Source organism: Morganella psychrotolerans (genome assembly GCF_965118875.1).
Classification (GTDB): Bacteria; Pseudomonadota; Gammaproteobacteria; order Enterobacterales; family Enterobacteriaceae; genus Morganella; species Morganella psychrotolerans_C.
On sequence record NZ_CBCPJD010000010.1, the window covers coordinates 204223 to 221069 of the forward strand.

Here is a 16847-nt window from a genome sequence, read left to right on the forward strand (position 1 = left end):
GGCTTACAGCAGCGGTGAATTTTTACGGGTGATGCTGTATTGCTCAATCTCTTTATACGCCACGGTTTTTGCTTTGCGTTTTTTCACATCAACCAGCGTCACACGGTCAGTACAGGAGTAGCAAGGATCCAGGCTGCCGATAATTAATGGTGCATCGGAAACGGTATTTCCCTGAAGCATATAGCGCAGTACCGGCCAGTTGGCATAGGTTGCCGCACGGCAGCGCCAGCGGAACAGTTTCTGGTTATCACCCAGCATGCTCCAGTGTATATCTTCACCGCGTGGTGCTTCGGTGTAACCCAGCGCAAATTTATGTGGCTGATACGTAAAGCCTTCTGTCAGGATCGGACCTTCCGGCATATTATCCAGCGCATATTCAATCATCGCCAGAGAATCCAGAACCTCTTTCACCCGCACCATAACGCGTGAGTAAACATCACAGCCATCCATGGTAAACAGAGTTTTCGGCAGATTGCCGTAATCCGCAAACGGGTGATCAAAACGCACATCACGTTTAAAGCCACTGGCGCGGATCATTGGTCCTACCGGGCTGTAATCACGGGCAATTTTCGGATCAAGTATCCCCACACCCACGGTACGCTGTTCCATATTCGGTGTGCTCAGCAGCATATCTACAAGTTGCGTGACATCAGCACGCATCTCGCGTACCAGCTGAATCGTTTTTATACGCTGCTCTTTAAGGAAATCGCGACGCACACCGCCGATCAGGTTAGTTCCGTAAGTTTTACGGGCACCGGTCAGTAATTCAGCCATGGTCATGGATTTTTCACGCACACGGAAGAACTGCATAAACCCGGTATCAAAACCGGTAAAGTGACTGGCTAAACCGATGTTCAGTAAGTGACTGTGCAGACGTTCCACTTCCAGTAACACGGTACGGATAGAGTGCGCACGCGGTGGCACATAGATACCCAGGGCATTTTCAACAGAAGATGTGTACGCAACACTGTGGGTGAAACCACAGATACCGCAGACACGGTCGGATAAAAACGTGACTTCATTATATCCCATGCGGGTTTCAGCCAGTTTTTCCATACCACGGTGGACATAGAACATACGGTAGTCCGCATCCACAATCCGCTCACCATCAACAAACAGGCGGAAATGCCCCGGTTCATCAGACGTGATATGCAGCGGACCAATAGGAACAATGCGGCTGTCGACTTTACTGTCATTAATAAACTGGTACGTTTCCGTATCTGTGGTTGGTGCAGGACGCTGACGGTAATCCATCGTGTCTTTGCGCAGCGGATAAAGATCATCCGGCCAGTCATCCGGCAGCACCAGACGACGCTCATCCGGCAAACCAACCGGGCGCAGCCCGTACATGTCACGGATTTCACGCTCGCCCCACACCGCAGCAGGTACACGCGGTGTTACAGACGGGAATTCCTGAGTGATCGGGCTGACATACGCCTTTACGGTCACCCAGCATTTTTCGCCTTCTTCCATGGAGAGCGCGTAATAAACCGCAAACTGTCCGTTCAGCGGGCGCTCATCGTTGCCCCACAGAACCGGCAGCCAGCCACCGCAGCCGTAGTACAGAAACTCAACCACTTCCGGCAGCATTTCAGTTTTGATGGTGATAGTCAGCTGGTTTGCTGTCTGCCACTCTTCTTCCAGCACCGCATGGGGAAATTTCTCGCGGACCTGTGCCAGATAGCCCGCGCCTTTACGAACGCCATGAAGGGTATCTGTATAATTCTGATAGCTCACGTTATTTCTCCTGCGATGATATGGATGTTGTATCAACACCCCACGGCCAGCGGTAGTCCGGGGTGGTTAATTCTGTGCCTGGTAATGAACTGTCCTTCAGGACAATTGTGGCGGCATTTTCGAGCAGACGGCTTACCGGCTGCGGGATGTGGGTGCCCATCACCAGCATCAGTACAATGAGGATGGCCATCGGCAATGTCGTCAGGAGCCCTAATTCGCCGCGCGATACACAGTCAGGCTGTGCGCCGAATAAGGTTTTCGATACCATTCTAACCAACCCGCCGAGAACGATAGTGAGCAGGATCAAAAGGAGCAGCGTCAGCCAAAAATGATCAGCAGCCAGACCGGCAACCACCACCATAAACTCACTCAGGAAGACGTTAAACGGTGGCATACCGCCCAGCGCCAGCGCACCACCGGCAAAGACGACCGCGGTAAACGGCATGGTACGCAGCATACCTTTGACAACACTGATATCACGGGTGCCGTATTTCAGTAAAACGTTACCTGAACCACAGAACAGCAGGGTTTTGCCTAAGCTGTGGTTCAGCGTGTGCAGCAGCGCTGCCAGCACACCTAACGGACCACCGATACCCAGAGCCACGGCGATAAGCCCCATATTTTCCACACTGGAATACGCCAGCAGACGTTTCATATCCCGTTGGATAAGGATAAAGAACGCAGCAACCGCCACAGAAAGCAGCCCGAAGACCAGCAGCAGTGTTTGTGTGAATTCCCCGCCAATCGCAGAGGTGATAATGATGTAGTAGCGCACGATAATCAGCAGTGCGCAGTTGAGCAGAACCGCAGAGAGCAGCGCTGATACCGGACTTGGTGCTTCACTGTGCGCATCCGGCAGCCAGGCATGCATAGGGAACAGCCCGGTTTTTGTACCGAAACCAATCAGCACAAATACAAATGCCAGTTGCATCAGAGTCGGATCAAGCAGTGAAGTATATTTCAGCACTTCAGTCCAGAAGATAGCCAGTTCCGGATCAGGCATTACGCTTGCGGCGTTTGCATAAACCAGAATGGTACCGAACAGACCAAATGCCACACCCACACTACAGATAATGATATATTTCCACGCAGCTTCAAGAGAAGAGCGCTGTCCGTAAATCCCCACCAGGAATGCAGAGCTGAGAGTCGTGGCTTCAACCGCCGCCCACATCAGGATCAGGTTGTTACTGGTGATAACCAGCAGCATGGTGAACAGGAACAGATGGAAAAATCCATAATAATTACAGAGTGTTCCTACACTAATCTCGCCGTCAGCCACTTCGTGATTCATGTAGCCGATGGAGTAAAGCCCTGTCAGGAAGCCGACAATACCCAGGATCGCCAGGAATAACCCGGACAGGCTGTCCAGATGGATCCAGCGCTCTGCCATCAGCAGATCACCTTCCTCACCAATGGTGTAAACCATCCACAGAGAAAATACGAGCAGCAGCGCGATACCCACAGTATGCACCAGGGTGACAGCGGCTTTTGCGCCGCCGCCCAGTGCGCGGCAGATAAACGCCAGCAGTGAAATCACCAGCGGCGTTGCCATTAATAACGTTAACAACATAGTTTGGCTCATCTCATCACCCCTTCAGCGCGGTCAGTTGATCCACGTTCAGTGTGTTGAGCGTGCGATAGATTTTACGTGCCAGAACCGCCATGATAATCACAGCAAAAATGGCGTCCGTCGCGATACCGATCTCCACCAGCTCCGGCGCTTTATACGCCAGCAGAGCCAGTGTCAGGTGCGAACCATTCTCCATCAGGCAGTAACCGAACGCCTGCTTGAGGATATTTTTCTGTGTCACGATACACAGAAGCCCCAGCATGAAGTGTCCCAGCGAAACGGCTAATGCCGGTTTCAGATCCGCGACCATCGGCAGTTTCACCGGCTCGACCACAAACCAGCACAGCACCACAATCACGGCGGCTGCCAGCATCAGAACCGCCGGGCTTATCACCCCGCCGTCCGCTGTCGGATCTGACAATTTACGGAACGCGTAGCCCATAATCAGCGGCACGAGAACAACTTTTGTCGCGAACGCAGTACCTGCCCACATTGCCAGTTGCGGTGCATCCAGAGTTTGTGACAGGGTGGCGAAAATCGCCACCAGCACCAGAGACTGAAGTGCATAGAACCAGCAGGAGGCCACCGGGCGCTTCGCACCGATGACCAGCAGCGAGGTGATCATCATCAGCCCCGCCAGGTTATTCACAATAATTGAACCAGTCATACTTTCTCTCCCTTAACTGAGCCAGCTGACGGCAATAACACTTGAGCCGAAGGACATGATGATCAGCAGGCCGATAACCCACTGCATCGCCCACGGCACAGGCGCGCCATTGGCCACATCTTCACTTGGCTCACCCGGTACGACTTTCCCGAACCAGTAGAGCAGCCAGGCGAAACTGGCAACAGATTCGATCAACACCAGCACCATGATTGGTGCGAAGATCCAGAACTGTTCAGATAACGCGAAGCCTGCCGCGAAGATAGGAAATTTACTGAAGAAACCATTAAGCGGCGGTACACCGGCAATCGCCAGCGCTGCCACACAAAAACCCGCACCCAGTAACGGATAGCGCTTTGCCAGACCGCGCAAACGCGGCAGCATACGGGTACCGCAGCTGTAGCTGAGCGCACCGGCGACCAGGAAGAACAGGCTTTTTGCAAACGCATGGTTAAAGATGTACGCGATACCGCCGTCGAATGCTTCTTTAGAGCCGAAGATAGACAGAGACAGTGCCAGGAAGATATACGCCAGTTGCGTGATGGTTGACCACGCCAGCAGACGTTTCATATCTTTCTGCGGCAGATACATCATGAAACCATAAATCATGGTGATAACAGCCATTACAACGCCGACCCAGCCGATAATTTCCGGCACATGGTCTGACGACATAATGCCGCGGGCAAAGATATACACCCCGACTTTCACCATCGACGCGGCGTGCAGATACGCACTCACCGGCGTTGGTGCTTCCATCGCATCCGGTAACCAGGCTTGTAATGGTAACTGTGCTGATTTACCCCATGCCGCGAATAAAATCCCGCCGAAGACAATCAGGCTCTGCGCTTCATTCAGCTGACCAATCGCGCTCAGTGCGAAAGTACCGGTACTGATAAACAGTGTTGCTGCCGCCATGAACAAACCGAGTGAACCGACGTGGGTTATCAGCAGGGCTTTCATCGCAGAACGCTGCGCTTTTTCTGTCTGATAATAACCAATCAGTGCCCAGGAACAGCCCCCGGTGATTTCAAAGAACAATAACTGTCCTAAAATCGTGGAGGACAACACCACACCTGCCATCGCACCGATAAAAATCAGCAGGAAGGCGTAATAACGGCGGGTTGGTCCGTGTGCGTGCTCGCGGTTGCCTTCTGTCAGGTAACCGGTGGAATACAGGCAAATCAGGAAGCCGAGGAAGACCACCGCGAAGGCGATCAGGGTACTTACACCATCAATGGTGAAACCAAACAGCGCCACATCACCGGCCTGAACCAGTTCAATAGTTGTGGCAACCTTACCGCCGTCGAGATAAATCCAGCCGAGAGCTGCCGTACCGAGAGACGCCAGCAGCGCGACTAATGTACTCAGCCACGGAGCCATGCGCGTCGGCAGGAAACTGACCAGCAACGCCCCGATAAACGGAATAATCAGGGTCGCCAGTGCAATATTTTCTAACATGCTTGTCGCTCCTTACAGACCGGTGAGATAGAACACGAACCCGAGCGCCGCAACGCCGAATCCTAACCAGGTCACATGATGCGTCAGTAAAAAACGACCACGGGCCAGACTATTTTCGACCAGCGATGCCAGAACGAAAATCACCAGCAGTTTCACCAGCATCAGAACCAGAGCAAGCAGCAAACTACCTGCGGTTATCACACCAGCACTACCGAACGGGAAGAAAATAGACAGAAACAGAACAGCAACCACCACCTGTTTCAGACCAATCCCCCACTTCACCATTGCCAGACCGGAACCGGAATACTCGGTCAGTGGTCCTTCCTGCAATTCCTGCTCTGCTTCCGCGACGTCAAACGGGATTTTCCCCATTTCGATAAAGGTCGCAAATCCACAGGCAATCAATGCCAGGAATGTAGCTGTTGGTGAGATCCAGCCTTCACTCATCACCGCACTGATTGTGCCGATGTTGGTTGAACCGGCGATCAGCGCAACCACCAGCAGACCGAGAAACAATGTCGGCTCTACTAATACGCCGAGGGTCAGCTCACGGCTGGCACCAATACCGGCGAACGGGCTGCCGGTATCCAGACCGGACAATGAGAAGAAAAAACGGAACAGCGCAAAAATATAGAGCACGATAATGATGTCACCCGCACCACTGAACAGTGATGTGGAGGTCACTACCGGTAATGCCATTGCCAGCAGCAACATACTGCTGAGCAACACATACGGCATAACACGGAAGATCGCGCCTGAATCACGTGGTGCCACAGACTGACGTTTGAATAATTTAATGAGGTCACGGTAATCCTGCATAATGCCCGGTCCCTGACGGGAGTGCATTTTTGCGCGGATTTGACGGGATATGCCGGTAAACAGCGGCGTAAACAGCAGCAGGGCAATCGCCTGAACTACTGCAAAGAACCCCGTCATCAATGTTGGTGTTTCCTGAATCGACATGGTTTCTCTCCTTACGCCGCAATCACGACAAGCAAGACCACCAGAGCCGCGACGACATAGAGACAATAAAGTCTGAAGTCCCCGCCCTGGAGGCATTGAATGCGTTTGGCAAAGCGGTTAATACCGCGGACCAGCGGATAAATGATCCGTTCATCCCAGAATGGCTCAACTTTCGCGGCACCGGCTGTCGTCACCTCTAAGGCGCGCGCCAGACGGGCGGAAGGATCAAGCTGTTTACGCATACGGTAAAGTGGCGCAAACATAGAGCGCAGCGGCTGAGTAAATCCGCCGGCAGAGACAGACATATCCTGCTCCCAGGCATAACCACACGCCCACGCGTCACCTTTACGGCGCGCATCCATCTGTTTGCCTTTAAAGACAAGATAGATAACCAGCGGGATAACCGGCAGCCCCAGCAGCAGAACAAAGGTCATTACCGGTGAAATCATCGCCTGAGATGCACTGTCCGGTATCAGCATCGCGCCCTGAACAACGGTCACATCCGTTGCTGTGGTCAGTGACATCGCCACTTTTGCCAGCACCGGCGCAATCACGCTTGCACCCACACCCAGAAGCACACATACCGCCGCCAGGATTAACATTGCTGTCGTCATTGTCCACGGCACTTCGCGGGCATGCGTTGCCTGTTCACTGCGCGGACCGCCGCAGAAACTGACGCCATACACTTTCACGAAACACATGGCAGCTAATGCCCCGGTGATTGCCAGCATGACAATCGCGATCGGACCACTGATACGCATGATGAATGTACCGTCATGACTCATAGAGAACAGTGACTGATAGGTGTACCACTCACTGACAAAGCCGTTGAGCGGTGGTAATGCAGAAATAGCCATACAACCGATTAAGAATGCAGTGGCTGTCAGCGGCATCAGTTTTGCCAGACCGCCCATTTTATCCATATCACGGGTATGAACGCGGTAAATAACCGCACCGGCACCAAGGAACAGTAATCCTTTAAATACCGCGTGGTTCAGTAAGTGATAGATAGCCCCGAGCAGACCAATGGTTGCCAGTACCGGCATATCATTTGCCATACCGACCATACCAACACCCACGCCCATCAGGATGATCCCGATATTTTCCACGGTATGCCATGCCAGCAGACGTTTGATATCATGCTCCGCCAGCGCATACATTACGCCGAGTACAGACGATACTGCACCAAAGGCCAGCACAACAATTCCCCACCAGCCCTGAGTCGCACCCAGCAGGTCAATACCGACTTTGATGATCCCGAAGATACCGATTTTCACCATCACACCGGACATCAGTGCAGATGCATGAGACGGTGCCGCCGGGTGAGCCTGTGGCAGCCAGCTGTGCAGCGGCAACATACCCGCTTTTGCACCGAAGCCGAAGAAACCCAGCAGGAACACAACCGATGCCATAGCAGGAGAAAGTGTGAGCTGACGGAAAGAATCGAAATCCAGACTGCCGCTTTCACGCCACATCAGGAAGAAGGCGATCATAATCAGCACAGAACCGGCGTGCGCAATAAAGAAGTAGAGCAGACCGGCGCGGATTGATTTTTCATCCTGATCGGCTATCACGAGGAACCATGACGCCAGCGACATCATTTCAAATAAAATAATGAAGTAGAATGCGTTATCCATCACGACAAGGGCGACCATGGACGCAATAAACAGGTTCAGGAAGAACCCCATGCTCCATGCACCACGCCCGATATATTCCTGCACATAATTAAGGGAATATAAGGCGCTGACCGTCACAAGCAGTGAGATCACCATCACCATAAAGGCGGCGAGTCCGTCGAGACGAACAACAAAATGAGCGAACGGGAACGGACCCTGAGCAAACCAGGTCAGTGTTTCGCCGCTCATCAGTACCGGGATGGCGCTGAATAAACCAAGAATACCGCCGATAATGGCAGTGATACCAGCCACATAAATCGCCATTTTTTCCTGCTGTTTAAACAGCAGTGAAATAAAACCCCCTGCGGTATACAGGGAAACCGACCACAATAGCAGTTCAAGCGATGTCATTATGGATTCTCCTGTCGTGAGACAAAAACGTCGAATTCCGGCGGCATAGCATCGACAGATGCCGTACGGCGTTTCACGCTTTCGCTTTCCAGCTGATTCTCTTCAACAATATGGAGGGCATCGGTCGGACAGACTTTCACACACGCCGGGCCGTCTTCGCTGAAATCACACATATCGCATTTCACTGCAACATTGCGGATACCGGCATTCCACGCCAGGAACGGGTTCATGGTCGGCAGGCTGTCAGGTACATCCAGCAGCATCTCTTCCGGCACATACTGTTCGAAGAAATCCGGCATATCGACAGGTTTGCTGCCTGACGGGGTAATTGCCCCGAACGGACAGACCAGACCACACAGTTTGCAGCCGATACACAGACTTTCATTCAGCACGATCATGTCATTTTCATGTGTGATGGCATTCACCGGACACACACGGGCACACGGGGCATCATCACACTGGCGACAAAGCATCGGCGCAGTCAGTTCCCCAATTTTTACCACAGTCAGTCGCGGATGTGTTTGTAATCCTTGCTGTTTATGCGTCTCAGAACAGGCCGCCATGCAAGTGTTACATCCGATACAGAGTTGTGGGTCGGCAATAACAAAGCGATTCATTCGCCTCACCCTCCAATAAAATCAGACGAGTCATAAAGATTGATGCACTCATTAAGCATTTTTCGTGCCATTATTAAAATGAGACTATTATCAATAGATTAGGTGTTTATTTTTAGTGGAAATGCTGTCGAATCGACACTAATGACGATGAAAAATGCCGGTGACCGCCCGTGTCAAAAATGACAGGAGATAAAAAACATGAAATGATTGGCGTAGAAATATTGAACTAAGTAACTGATGCTACCTCTAAATCTCTTTAGCGATTAAGCGATATACCCGATGCCCATGCGACCATTGTCAAACGCAGTAAGAAGCGACCTCACGATTTCTGTTATCCTCGCCATTTTTCTCGGTTTTTTTCTGAACTACGCTGTCTATTTTTCCCGCGCTGACAGTCAGTTATTACTGTCCGGCAGCAATGGGTTGTTTTATGTCATTGCAGAAGTCATCGTTAATATTCTGTTCAGCTTTTTCTTATTCAGACTGATCGCTGCAACCGGCCTGCTGAGTTTTAAAATCCTCAGTAGCCTCATTATCCTGATCAGTGTCGCCTGCAGTTATTACATTACATTTTATGATGTGGTTATCGGCTACGGTATTTTAATTTCCACCCTGACAACAGATGTCGATTTATCACAGGAAGCGGTGAATAATCAGTTCTATCTCTGGTTTGCCCTGCTGTCCCTGCCCGCACTAATCCTTATCTGGTCCGCAAAAAAGACTGTCATTCAAAACAAAAAACGCAAATGGCTGCTCATTCTGATAACCTTTGTTATTATTCCGGCAGTCGTCTTTACCTATATTAAAACCGCAGATCGCCATCAGAAAGTAATAGAAGAAGAAAAAAATATTGATATTGCCAGCTATGGCGGCGGGCTCGGTTATTCTTATTTACCCTCTAACTGGATTATTCCTTTATTCCAGTTTGCGATTGTCAAATATGACGATACGTTTAATGAAAGCAATATTTTTGACCCGGCGAAAGAGTTCACCTATACCGCAGCACCACAAAATAAAGATTTGTATGTGGTATTTGTGATTGGTGAAACCGCACGCTGGGATCACATGCAACTGCTGGGTTATGAGCGTGAAACCACCCCGCTGCTCGCCGCAGATCCAAACGTTATTGCCTTTGAAGGGCAATCCTGCGACACCTCCACAAAGCTCTCCCTGCGCTGTATGTTTGTGCGTGAAGGCGGCGTGAAAGATAATGAACAGCGGACATTAACTGAAAACAATGTCTTTTCTGTTATGAAACACCTCGGGTTTACCTCAGAGTTATTTTCAATGCAGAGTGAGGTCTGGTTTTATAACAAACTCGATCTGGACAATTATCTGATCCGCGAAATGATCACCTCAAAACACAGTTCATCCGGCAAATCTATTTATGATGAGTTATTGCTCAATGAAGCCGATGACGTTATTTCACGCCGTAAAAATGGAATGAATTTAATTATTCTGCATACCAAAGGCTCTCATCACTTCTACTCAAAACGCTATCCACCGGAATTCCGGAAGTTTTTACCTGAATGTCTGGATACTGAAACGGAATGCAGCAGTGAAGAAGAAATAAATGCCTATGATAATTCTATTTTATATACAGATTATGTCCTGCACAATCTGACAGAAAAATTAAAAGACAAAAATGCCATTGTATTTTATACCTCAGATCACGGCGAGTCGCTGGGAGGCGGAGAAGGTACCCGTCTGCACGGCACACCGCGCCATATCGCACCGGATGAACAGTTTAAAGTACCATTTATTGTTTGGATGTCAGACACTTACATAAAAAACAATAAAAGTCTGTTTGATAATCTGAAGGAAAACAGCCGGGCACGGACATTTTTCCATTATGAATTGTTTGACAGTATTCTCGGCTGTACCGGATTTACCTCTGCTGACGGCGGTATCAATAACAAAAATAATCTTTGTTTCCGCTGAGCCTTATCTGAGTATATCCAACGTCATTCAAGATGCGGCCAACGAATCTGCAGTTTGAATGAATAAGGGTATATTCTTTATTCTGCCGGTATATGAACATTCATATACCGGCTTTTTTATTGCTTCTTTTACTTCATCTGCTACTTCATCTGCTTCATATTTTACTGAAAACCTGTCAGGCTGATATCCCGGTAAAAATACACTACATGATTACAATGAAAAAATATCTGCTTATTCCCCTGTTCCCTTTTACTATTGCGACGGTTCATGGCGCTGAAAATTGCACCAGTGAACAACGCCGTGTTAATACCGATAATATCGCGCTGATAACTCAGAAGATTATTGTGGGTCCGGTAAAATCCGTCAGTGTCAAAAGCAGTCTTCCTGTCGGAACCGCTCACAATAATACGACAGACTTTGAGTTATCATCCTGCGGTAAACTCACCCGCTATGAACAAAAGATTGATACGGTTTATATGCCCGGTGTAACCACCACGATCAGGGCAACCATTGATTCGTCCACGCCGGATCTGATGACAAACCACTATGAGACAGATAAACACGGTCAGAAAACCAATATGCTTTCAGAGCGTGTTTTTACCAAAGATAAACTAAATCAGATTGTCAGCTTTCGCACAACTGACCGGGACGCCGATGGCACTGTAACGGATGAAACCCATATCACCCGTAAAGACGGAAGAATTACCACACTAGCCACTCAGGTTTCCGGCAACAATATTATTTACCTGTATCACTATAATGATGTGGGGCAACTCATTCAGATAACCGATGATCAGAACCTGAACACAACAGATTACCGCTACAACGACAAAGGGCAACGTGAGAGTGAAACCGTCGTACAACAACGCCCTGATGGCGGACTGAAAACATTTGCCCGTATCTGTGAAGAGCGTGATACTCACGGTAATTGCCTGACAGAAAAGAATAAAACGATTAATTCAAACGGCGGTGATGAAAAGACAATGGAATATGCCACTTACTATCAGTACCAGTATTACTGAATCGCCGCAGTGGTAAATCCAGATAAAAAAAACCGCCGCTGAATCAGCGGCGGTTTTGTAATTCGGTATCACAATCTTATTTTACGCGGGAAACGTATTCACCTGAACGGGTGTCAACTTTGATCACTTCACCAATCTGCACGAACAGAGGAACTTTAACCACAGCACCACTGCTCAGTGTTGCCGGTTTACCACCGGTACCCGCTGTATCGCCTTTCAGACCCGGGTCCGTTTCAACGATTTCCAGTTCAACAAAGTTCGGCGGAGTAACAGAGATAGGACGACCGTTCCACAGCGTAACGATACATTCAGCCTGGTCGATCAGCCATTTGGCGTTATCGCCCACCGCTTTTTCGTCCGCAGCCAGTTGTTCAAAGGTTTCATTGTTCATGAAATGCCAGAACTCACCGTCGTTGTACAGGTAAGTCAGGTTCATATCCATGACATCAGCGCCTTCGGCTGAGTCTGTTGATTTGAACGTTTTTTCCAGCAGGCGGTTGGTCAGCAGCTTACGCAGACGCACACGGGCGAATGCCTGGCCTTTACCCGGTTTAACAAACTCACTCTCGACAACCACACAAGGTTCGCCGTCGAACATAATTTTAAGACCTTGGCGAAAATCGTTGGTACTATAAGTAGCCATGGAAATCCTCTAATTTTAAATAAATGGCATAGCCAAAAAAATGGTCGATATTGTAACCCAAAAACCACTTGCCCGAGAAGTCTGGCTACAACAACTTGCTGATTCTGTCACTAATCCAACCGAATTACTGGAAATTCTGGGTCTGGAACAGGATGAAAACTGGCGTGCCGGCCTTGATGCCCGCCGGTTATTTGCACTGCGCGTTCCCCGCCCGTTCATCGCAAAGATGGAAAAAGGCAATCCGCAGGATCCGCTACTGCTTCAGACCATGACGCACAGGGCTGAGTTTGACCTGACACCCGGGTTTTCTGAAGATCCGCTGGATGAACAACACAACGTTGTTCCGGGGTTACTGCATAAATATCACAACCGGGCGCTGCTTTTAGTAAAAGGCGGGTGTGCGGTCAACTGCCGCTACTGCTTCCGTCGTCACTTTCCGTATGAAGACAATAAGGGCACCAGACATAACTGGCAACAGGCGCTCGATTATATCGCTAACCATCCCGAACTCAATGAAATCATTTTTTCCGGTGGTGATCCGCTGATGGCAAAAGATAATGAGCTGGACTGGTTGCTCACACAACTTGAAGCTATCCCGCATATTCTGCGTCTGCGTATTCACAGCCGACTGCCGGTCGTTATCCCTGAGCGCATCACGGACGCACTGACTGCCCGTTTGCACGACTCCCGGTTACAGATAATTTTAGTCACACATATCAATCACGCGAATGAAATTGATGATGTATTAAAGAAAAAAATGCATCAGTTACGGGAAAAAGGCGTCACACTACTGAATCAGGGGGTTTTACTGCGTGGTATTAATGATGATGCCGGTATTCTCGCCGATCTCAGCAATGCACTCTTCGATGCCGGTATTCTGCCTTACTATCTGCATGTGCTGGATAAAGTACAGGGTGCGGCACATTTTCTGATCAGTGACGATGAAGCCCGGCAGATAATGCGTGACCTTCTTCCCCGCGTGTCCGGTTATCTGGTGCCGCGCCTGACGCGTGAAATCGGCGGCGAGCCCAGCAAAACACCGGTTGATCTTCAGCTTCGCCAGAATTAAGTATAAATACCATTAAAACTGTAAATGACAAAAAAAAATTTACAGCTTATTGAGTGCAGGTTAAATTACGTTCATTATGTATTTTTGAGTACAAATTATGACGGATTTTTTAACCTCAAACCAAACTGCCTGGGACAAACAAGCGGAGCAACAACAAGCATGGTCAACGCCGGTCAGTGCTGAGCTGATCACTGCAGCAAAAGAAGGACGCTGGGATGTACATCTTACCCCGCAGGCTCTGCCGAAACAGTGGCTCGGAGATGTGAAAGATAAGCGTATTCTCTGCCTTGCTTCCGCAGGCGGTCAGCAGGCACCTGTTCTGGCAGCAGCCGGCGCGGTGGTGACGGTATTTGATCTTTCAGATAAACAACTGGAGCATGACAGACAGGTTGCGCTGCGCGACGGGCTGACACTCAGTACCGTGCAGGGGGATATGCGTCATCTCAGCCTGTTTGCTGATGAATCGTTTGATTGTGTATTTCACCCTGTTTCCAATCTGTATATTCCGGATGTAAACCCGGTCTGGCACGAATGCTGCCGTGTGCTGAAACCGGGCGGTGCTTTATTAGCAAGCTTCTTCAATTCTGTAGTGTTTGTCGGCGATCGTGATGTTAAATATTACGAAAAAGGCATGATTAAACCCGTTTATAAGATGCCGTTCTCTGAATATGACATCTTAACGCAGGAACAAATTGCACAGAAACAAGCGCGGCAGGAAGCTTTTGTATTCGGACATTCATTAACCGACCTGATCGGCGGACAATTAAAAGCTGGTTTTCATCTGACTGATTTTTATGAAGACTGGCAGCCAAACCCGCGCTTTGTCATCGACAACTATCTGCCGACATTTATTGCCACGGCTGCGGTTAAGATTGGCTAAATAACATATGTCCATATAACCGGGGATTACGGTGACCACACCGGTAACGGGCAAAAACAGAAAGTCGCTGTAAACACATCCATATGCACTCAGACCCGCCACCCATGGCTAGCACGCTTTCTGTTTTCTTTACCCGTCACTTGTACCAAAATTCAGATATAAAAAAACCGCCGGTTACATTAACGGCGGTTTTATGTGTATTCAGGCAACTATCCGGACGATTACGCTAAATCATTCAGTCTGTAGCAAGGCGGCAAGTAAAGACATCCGGGGAACATACACAAGTATGTGACCCGGATGGATGAACGCAGCCAACGCCGCTACAGGCCGAAGGATGACGCGTAATCAGGGACACTTGTAAACCTGGCCAGTAAGCTTGCTATCCACCGGAATCAGACTGGACACAATCGCAGACTCTGACGGGCTGCCGATACCGTAAATAACATTCCCGCCCAGTGCGGCAGCTTTATTACGTAAATCGTTTGCTGCACCGCGCATGGAGCTGCTTTCATTACCGACACCGGTCATCCAGTTGCTTTGCACACCGGTCACTTCACCTAATTTCTGACACTCAGCGCCCGGTTGCTCTTCGGAAAAGCGGACCTGGGATCCTGCAGCACTGATATCAGTTGTTGTCGTACAGCCTGCCAGTAATAACAGTGCCAGGGCACCGGGTAACATTTTAATCCGCATGGTTTTCCTCATTCACGGTTGGAAAAAATCTATACAATCAATTTAACCACTTTGTTGCAATGACTTCAAAAACTAATCACCAAAAATTACCGGCTTATCTCACGCATCTGTAAATTACGCATGAAAAAGCCGGTATTCTGAGTTTATTCAGAACACCGGCTCGTTTTTCCCTGAATCGGCACAATACATTATTTATAGTATTTTTTAACTTCCTGAGCTGCGGCTAAACCGCGTTTTGCTTCTTTTTCTGCAATTTCAACAGACAGACCAATGTAAGCACGCGGATCTAACATCGACCTGATCTCTTCATTGCTGAATGCCGCTGCAATAGTTTCGTTTTTAATCAGGTTTGTGTAGAAGTCCTCACCGTCTGCTGCGGTTTTGATAGCTTCTTCATACAGCAATGAATGCGCCTTATCTTTACCCAGCTTCTCAGCCATCTTCATCATCACATATTCAGTATTATCTAACCCTTTGTTTCTCATTACGTTGTATAACATTCTCTCTTCATGAGGCACGATAGTTCTGGTGAGTTCTTCCGTTCTTAACAGAATTTCTGTGGTCAGTTCGAGTGCTTCCTCAATCAGCCCGTCAAATAACATATAGGAGCTGCTGTCACCTTCATACGGCCTGACCGCAGAATACATCCCGATACCCGGCAGTGAATACAGCTTCTGAGAGTTCGCGATAATCCCTTTAGCCAGTTTCGGGTTAATTTTGTGCGGCATAGTGCTGCTGCCCACAGTACCTTTCGTAAAGCCTTCAGATACTTCGGCAATTTCTTCCAGTGTCGTGCTGTAAACTTCCTCACCGATTTTATGGCAGATGTTTGCCATCAGTGCCAGGTTCGCCATGTACTCCAATTTATGCGTACTCAGATTCCGTGACGGCACTTCCATCGCATACATGCCCGTCAGTTCAGCAACACGCTTTTGTACTTCCGGGCCAACGCCCGGCATGGTGTTAAATGCACCAACTGCACCGCCCATCATGATAGTGAATACCCGCTTTTCACACTCTTTCATGCGCTGGCAGCAGTCGATAAAATCGCTGATCCACACAGATACTTTATAACCGTAAGTGATAGGAATGGCGTGGCGTCCGTGAGTTCTGCCCGCCATCACCATGTGTTTGGTTTTCTCTGCAAGACCCGATAAGTTTTCAATGATTTCACTTAACAGCAGCATAAATTTATTATGGACTGTCTTCATCATGTACAGCTGCGAGCTCTGCTGAATATTTTGAGTGGTAATACCGTAATGGATATACTTACCACTCTCTTCAGAGCAAGCGTTCACTAACACTTTTAAGAAAGGAACAAAACCATGACCGATTTTCTGATAAATACGGTTCATCTCTTCGAAGTCAATATTCTCAATGACGGCCTTTTCTTTAATTTCACCGGCGGCTGACAGGGGAATAAATCCCAGTTCTGCCTGCGCCTGAGCTAATACGGATTCAAACATCAGCCAGGTTTTGTATTTGGCTTCATCCGACAGCAGCGCTTTTATGCCGCGATCATCGATGGTTTTACTTTTGGAATCATATAAAGCTCTCATCATA

The 16847-nt window shown here is 49.0% G+C and carries 14 protein-coding genes; 4 read left to right on the forward strand and 10 right to left on the reverse strand.

All coding sequences use genetic code 11. The annotated features are described in order from the left end of the window. Positions 1–3 precede the first annotated feature (3 nt). From ACMHKJ_RS11960 to ACMHKJ_RS11990, 7 genes are read right to left on the reverse strand one after another with little or no spacing between them, the layout of a single operon-like run. On the reverse strand, positions 4–1737 hold the full coding sequence (locus ACMHKJ_RS11960; RefSeq protein ID WP_413494190.1) for a hydrogenase large subunit: 1734 nt from the start codon (positions 1735–1737) through the stop codon (positions 4–6). Position 1738: 1 nt separating this feature from the next. After that, entirely contained in the window at positions 1739–3319 is a 1581-nt protein-coding gene (locus tag ACMHKJ_RS11965) for a hydrogenase 4 subunit F (RefSeq protein WP_413494192.1), read from the reverse strand. A gap of 4 nt (positions 3320–3323) precedes the next feature. Beyond that, positions 3324–3974 carry a hydrogenase 4 membrane subunit gene (gene hyfE, locus ACMHKJ_RS11970; RefSeq protein ID WP_067366645.1) on the reverse strand — a complete coding sequence of 217 codons (651 nt, stop codon included), beginning with the start codon at positions 3972–3974 and terminating at the stop codon, positions 3324–3326. Positions 3975–3986: 12 nt separating this feature from the next. Continuing rightward, the gene (locus ACMHKJ_RS11975) at positions 3987–5429 is read right to left on the reverse strand and encodes a hydrogenase 4 subunit D (RefSeq protein WP_413494194.1); all 1443 of its coding nucleotides are present in this window, start codon (positions 5427–5429) and stop codon (positions 3987–3989) included. A gap of 12 nt (positions 5430–5441) precedes the next feature. Continuing rightward, positions 5442–6392 carry a respiratory chain complex I subunit 1 family protein gene (locus tag ACMHKJ_RS11980; RefSeq protein ID WP_413494196.1) on the reverse strand — a complete coding sequence of 317 codons (951 nt, stop codon included), beginning with the start codon at positions 6390–6392 and terminating at the stop codon, positions 5442–5444. Between the two features lie 11 nt (positions 6393–6403). Continuing rightward, positions 6404–8419: a hydrogenase 4 subunit B gene (gene hyfB, locus ACMHKJ_RS11985; RefSeq protein ID WP_413494197.1), complete on the reverse strand. Its 2016-nt coding sequence runs from the start codon at positions 8417–8419 to the stop codon at positions 6404–6406. Then, positions 8419–9036, reverse strand: a complete 618-nt coding sequence (locus ACMHKJ_RS11990) for a 4Fe-4S dicluster domain-containing protein (protein WP_413494199.1) — start codon at positions 9034–9036, stop codon at positions 8419–8421. Before ACMHKJ_RS11990 ends, hyfB begins: the two co-directional genes overlap by 1 nt. A gap of 285 nt (positions 9037–9321) precedes the next feature. On the opposite strand from ACMHKJ_RS11990, the gene eptB reads away from it, so the two are divergent. Both eptB and ACMHKJ_RS12000 read left to right on the forward strand, forming a co-directional pair. Next, complete coding sequence (eptB, locus tag ACMHKJ_RS11995; protein ID WP_413494201.1) at positions 9322–10977, forward strand: kdo(2)-lipid A phosphoethanolamine 7''-transferase; 1656 nt, start codon at positions 9322–9324, stop codon at positions 10975–10977. Between the two features lie 206 nt (positions 10978–11183). Continuing rightward, positions 11184–11999, forward strand: a complete 816-nt coding sequence (locus ACMHKJ_RS12000) for a hypothetical protein (RefSeq protein ID WP_413494203.1) — start codon at positions 11184–11186, stop codon at positions 11997–11999. Between the two features lie 76 nt (positions 12000–12075). On the opposite strand, the gene efp is transcribed toward ACMHKJ_RS12000, so the two are convergent. Then, on the reverse strand, positions 12076–12642 hold the full coding sequence (gene efp, locus ACMHKJ_RS12005) for an elongation factor P (protein WP_067401172.1): 567 nt from the start codon (positions 12640–12642) through the stop codon (positions 12076–12078). Between the two features lie 40 nt (positions 12643–12682). Here efp and epmB point away from each other — a divergent pair, with 40 nt between their 5' ends. Together epmB and ACMHKJ_RS12015 are read left to right on the forward strand one after the other, a co-directional pair. Next, positions 12683–13711 carry an EF-P beta-lysylation protein EpmB gene (gene epmB, locus ACMHKJ_RS12010; protein WP_413494204.1) on the forward strand — a complete coding sequence of 343 codons (1029 nt, stop codon included), beginning with the start codon at positions 12683–12685 and terminating at the stop codon, positions 13709–13711. 97 nt (positions 13712–13808) lie between these two features. Beyond that, a complete protein-coding gene (locus tag ACMHKJ_RS12015; protein WP_413494205.1) occupies positions 13809–14591 on the forward strand; it encodes a class I SAM-dependent methyltransferase in 783 nt (260 codons plus the stop codon). 345 nt (positions 14592–14936) lie between these two features. Here the strand turns inward: ACMHKJ_RS12015 and ACMHKJ_RS12020 are convergent, their stop codons facing one another. Both ACMHKJ_RS12020 and ACMHKJ_RS12025 read right to left on the reverse strand, forming a co-directional pair. Beyond that, the gene (locus ACMHKJ_RS12020) at positions 14937–15284 is read right to left on the reverse strand and encodes a DUF4156 domain-containing protein (protein WP_067401166.1); all 348 of its coding nucleotides are present in this window, start codon (positions 15282–15284) and stop codon (positions 14937–14939) included. Positions 15285–15472: 188 nt separating this feature from the next. Next, positions 15473–16843 (reverse strand): class-II fumarase/aspartase family protein, encoded by a 1371-nt coding sequence (locus tag ACMHKJ_RS12025; protein WP_413494237.1) that lies wholly within the window; start codon positions 16841–16843, stop codon positions 15473–15475. Between the last annotated feature and the right edge of the window lie 4 nt (positions 16844–16847).

Bases quoted from the DNA above. Each gene is read 5' to 3' on its own strand.
- ACMHKJ_RS12025 (WP_413494237.1), bottom strand. From the start codon at position 16,843: ATGAGAGCTTTATATGATTCCAAAAGTAAAACCATCGATGATCGCGGC.
- ACMHKJ_RS11965 (WP_413494192.1), bottom strand. From the start codon at position 3,319: ATGAGCCAAACTATGTTGTTAACGTTATTAATGGCAACGCCGCTGGTG.
- ACMHKJ_RS11975 (WP_413494194.1), bottom strand. From the start codon at position 5,429: ATGTTAGAAAATATTGCACTGGCGACCCTGATTATTCCGTTTATCGGG.
- eptB (WP_413494201.1), top strand. From the start codon at position 9,322: ATGCGACCATTGTCAAACGCAGTAAGAAGCGACCTCACGATTTCTGTT.
- ACMHKJ_RS11980 (WP_413494196.1), bottom strand. From the start codon at position 6,392: ATGTCGATTCAGGAAACACCAACATTGATGACGGGGTTCTTTGCAGTA.
- efp (WP_067401172.1), bottom strand. From the start codon at position 12,642: ATGGCTACTTATAGTACCAACGATTTTCGCCAAGGTCTTAAAATTATG.
- hyfB (WP_413494197.1), bottom strand. From the start codon at position 8,419: ATGACATCGCTTGAACTGCTATTGTGGTCGGTTTCCCTGTATACCGCA.
- ACMHKJ_RS11990 (WP_413494199.1), bottom strand. From the start codon at position 9,036: ATGAATCGCTTTGTTATTGCCGACCCACAACTCTGTATCGGATGTAAC.
- hyfE (WP_067366645.1), bottom strand. From the start codon at position 3,974: ATGACTGGTTCAATTATTGTGAATAACCTGGCGGGGCTGATGATGATC.
- ACMHKJ_RS12020 (WP_067401166.1), bottom strand. From the start codon at position 15,284: ATGCGGATTAAAATGTTACCCGGTGCCCTGGCACTGTTATTACTGGCA.
- ACMHKJ_RS12000 (WP_413494203.1), top strand. From the start codon at position 11,184: ATGATTACAATGAAAAAATATCTGCTTATTCCCCTGTTCCCTTTTACT.
- epmB (WP_413494204.1), top strand. From the start codon at position 12,683: ATGGTCGATATTGTAACCCAAAAACCACTTGCCCGAGAAGTCTGGCTA.
- ACMHKJ_RS12015 (WP_413494205.1), top strand. From the start codon at position 13,809: ATGACGGATTTTTTAACCTCAAACCAAACTGCCTGGGACAAACAAGCG.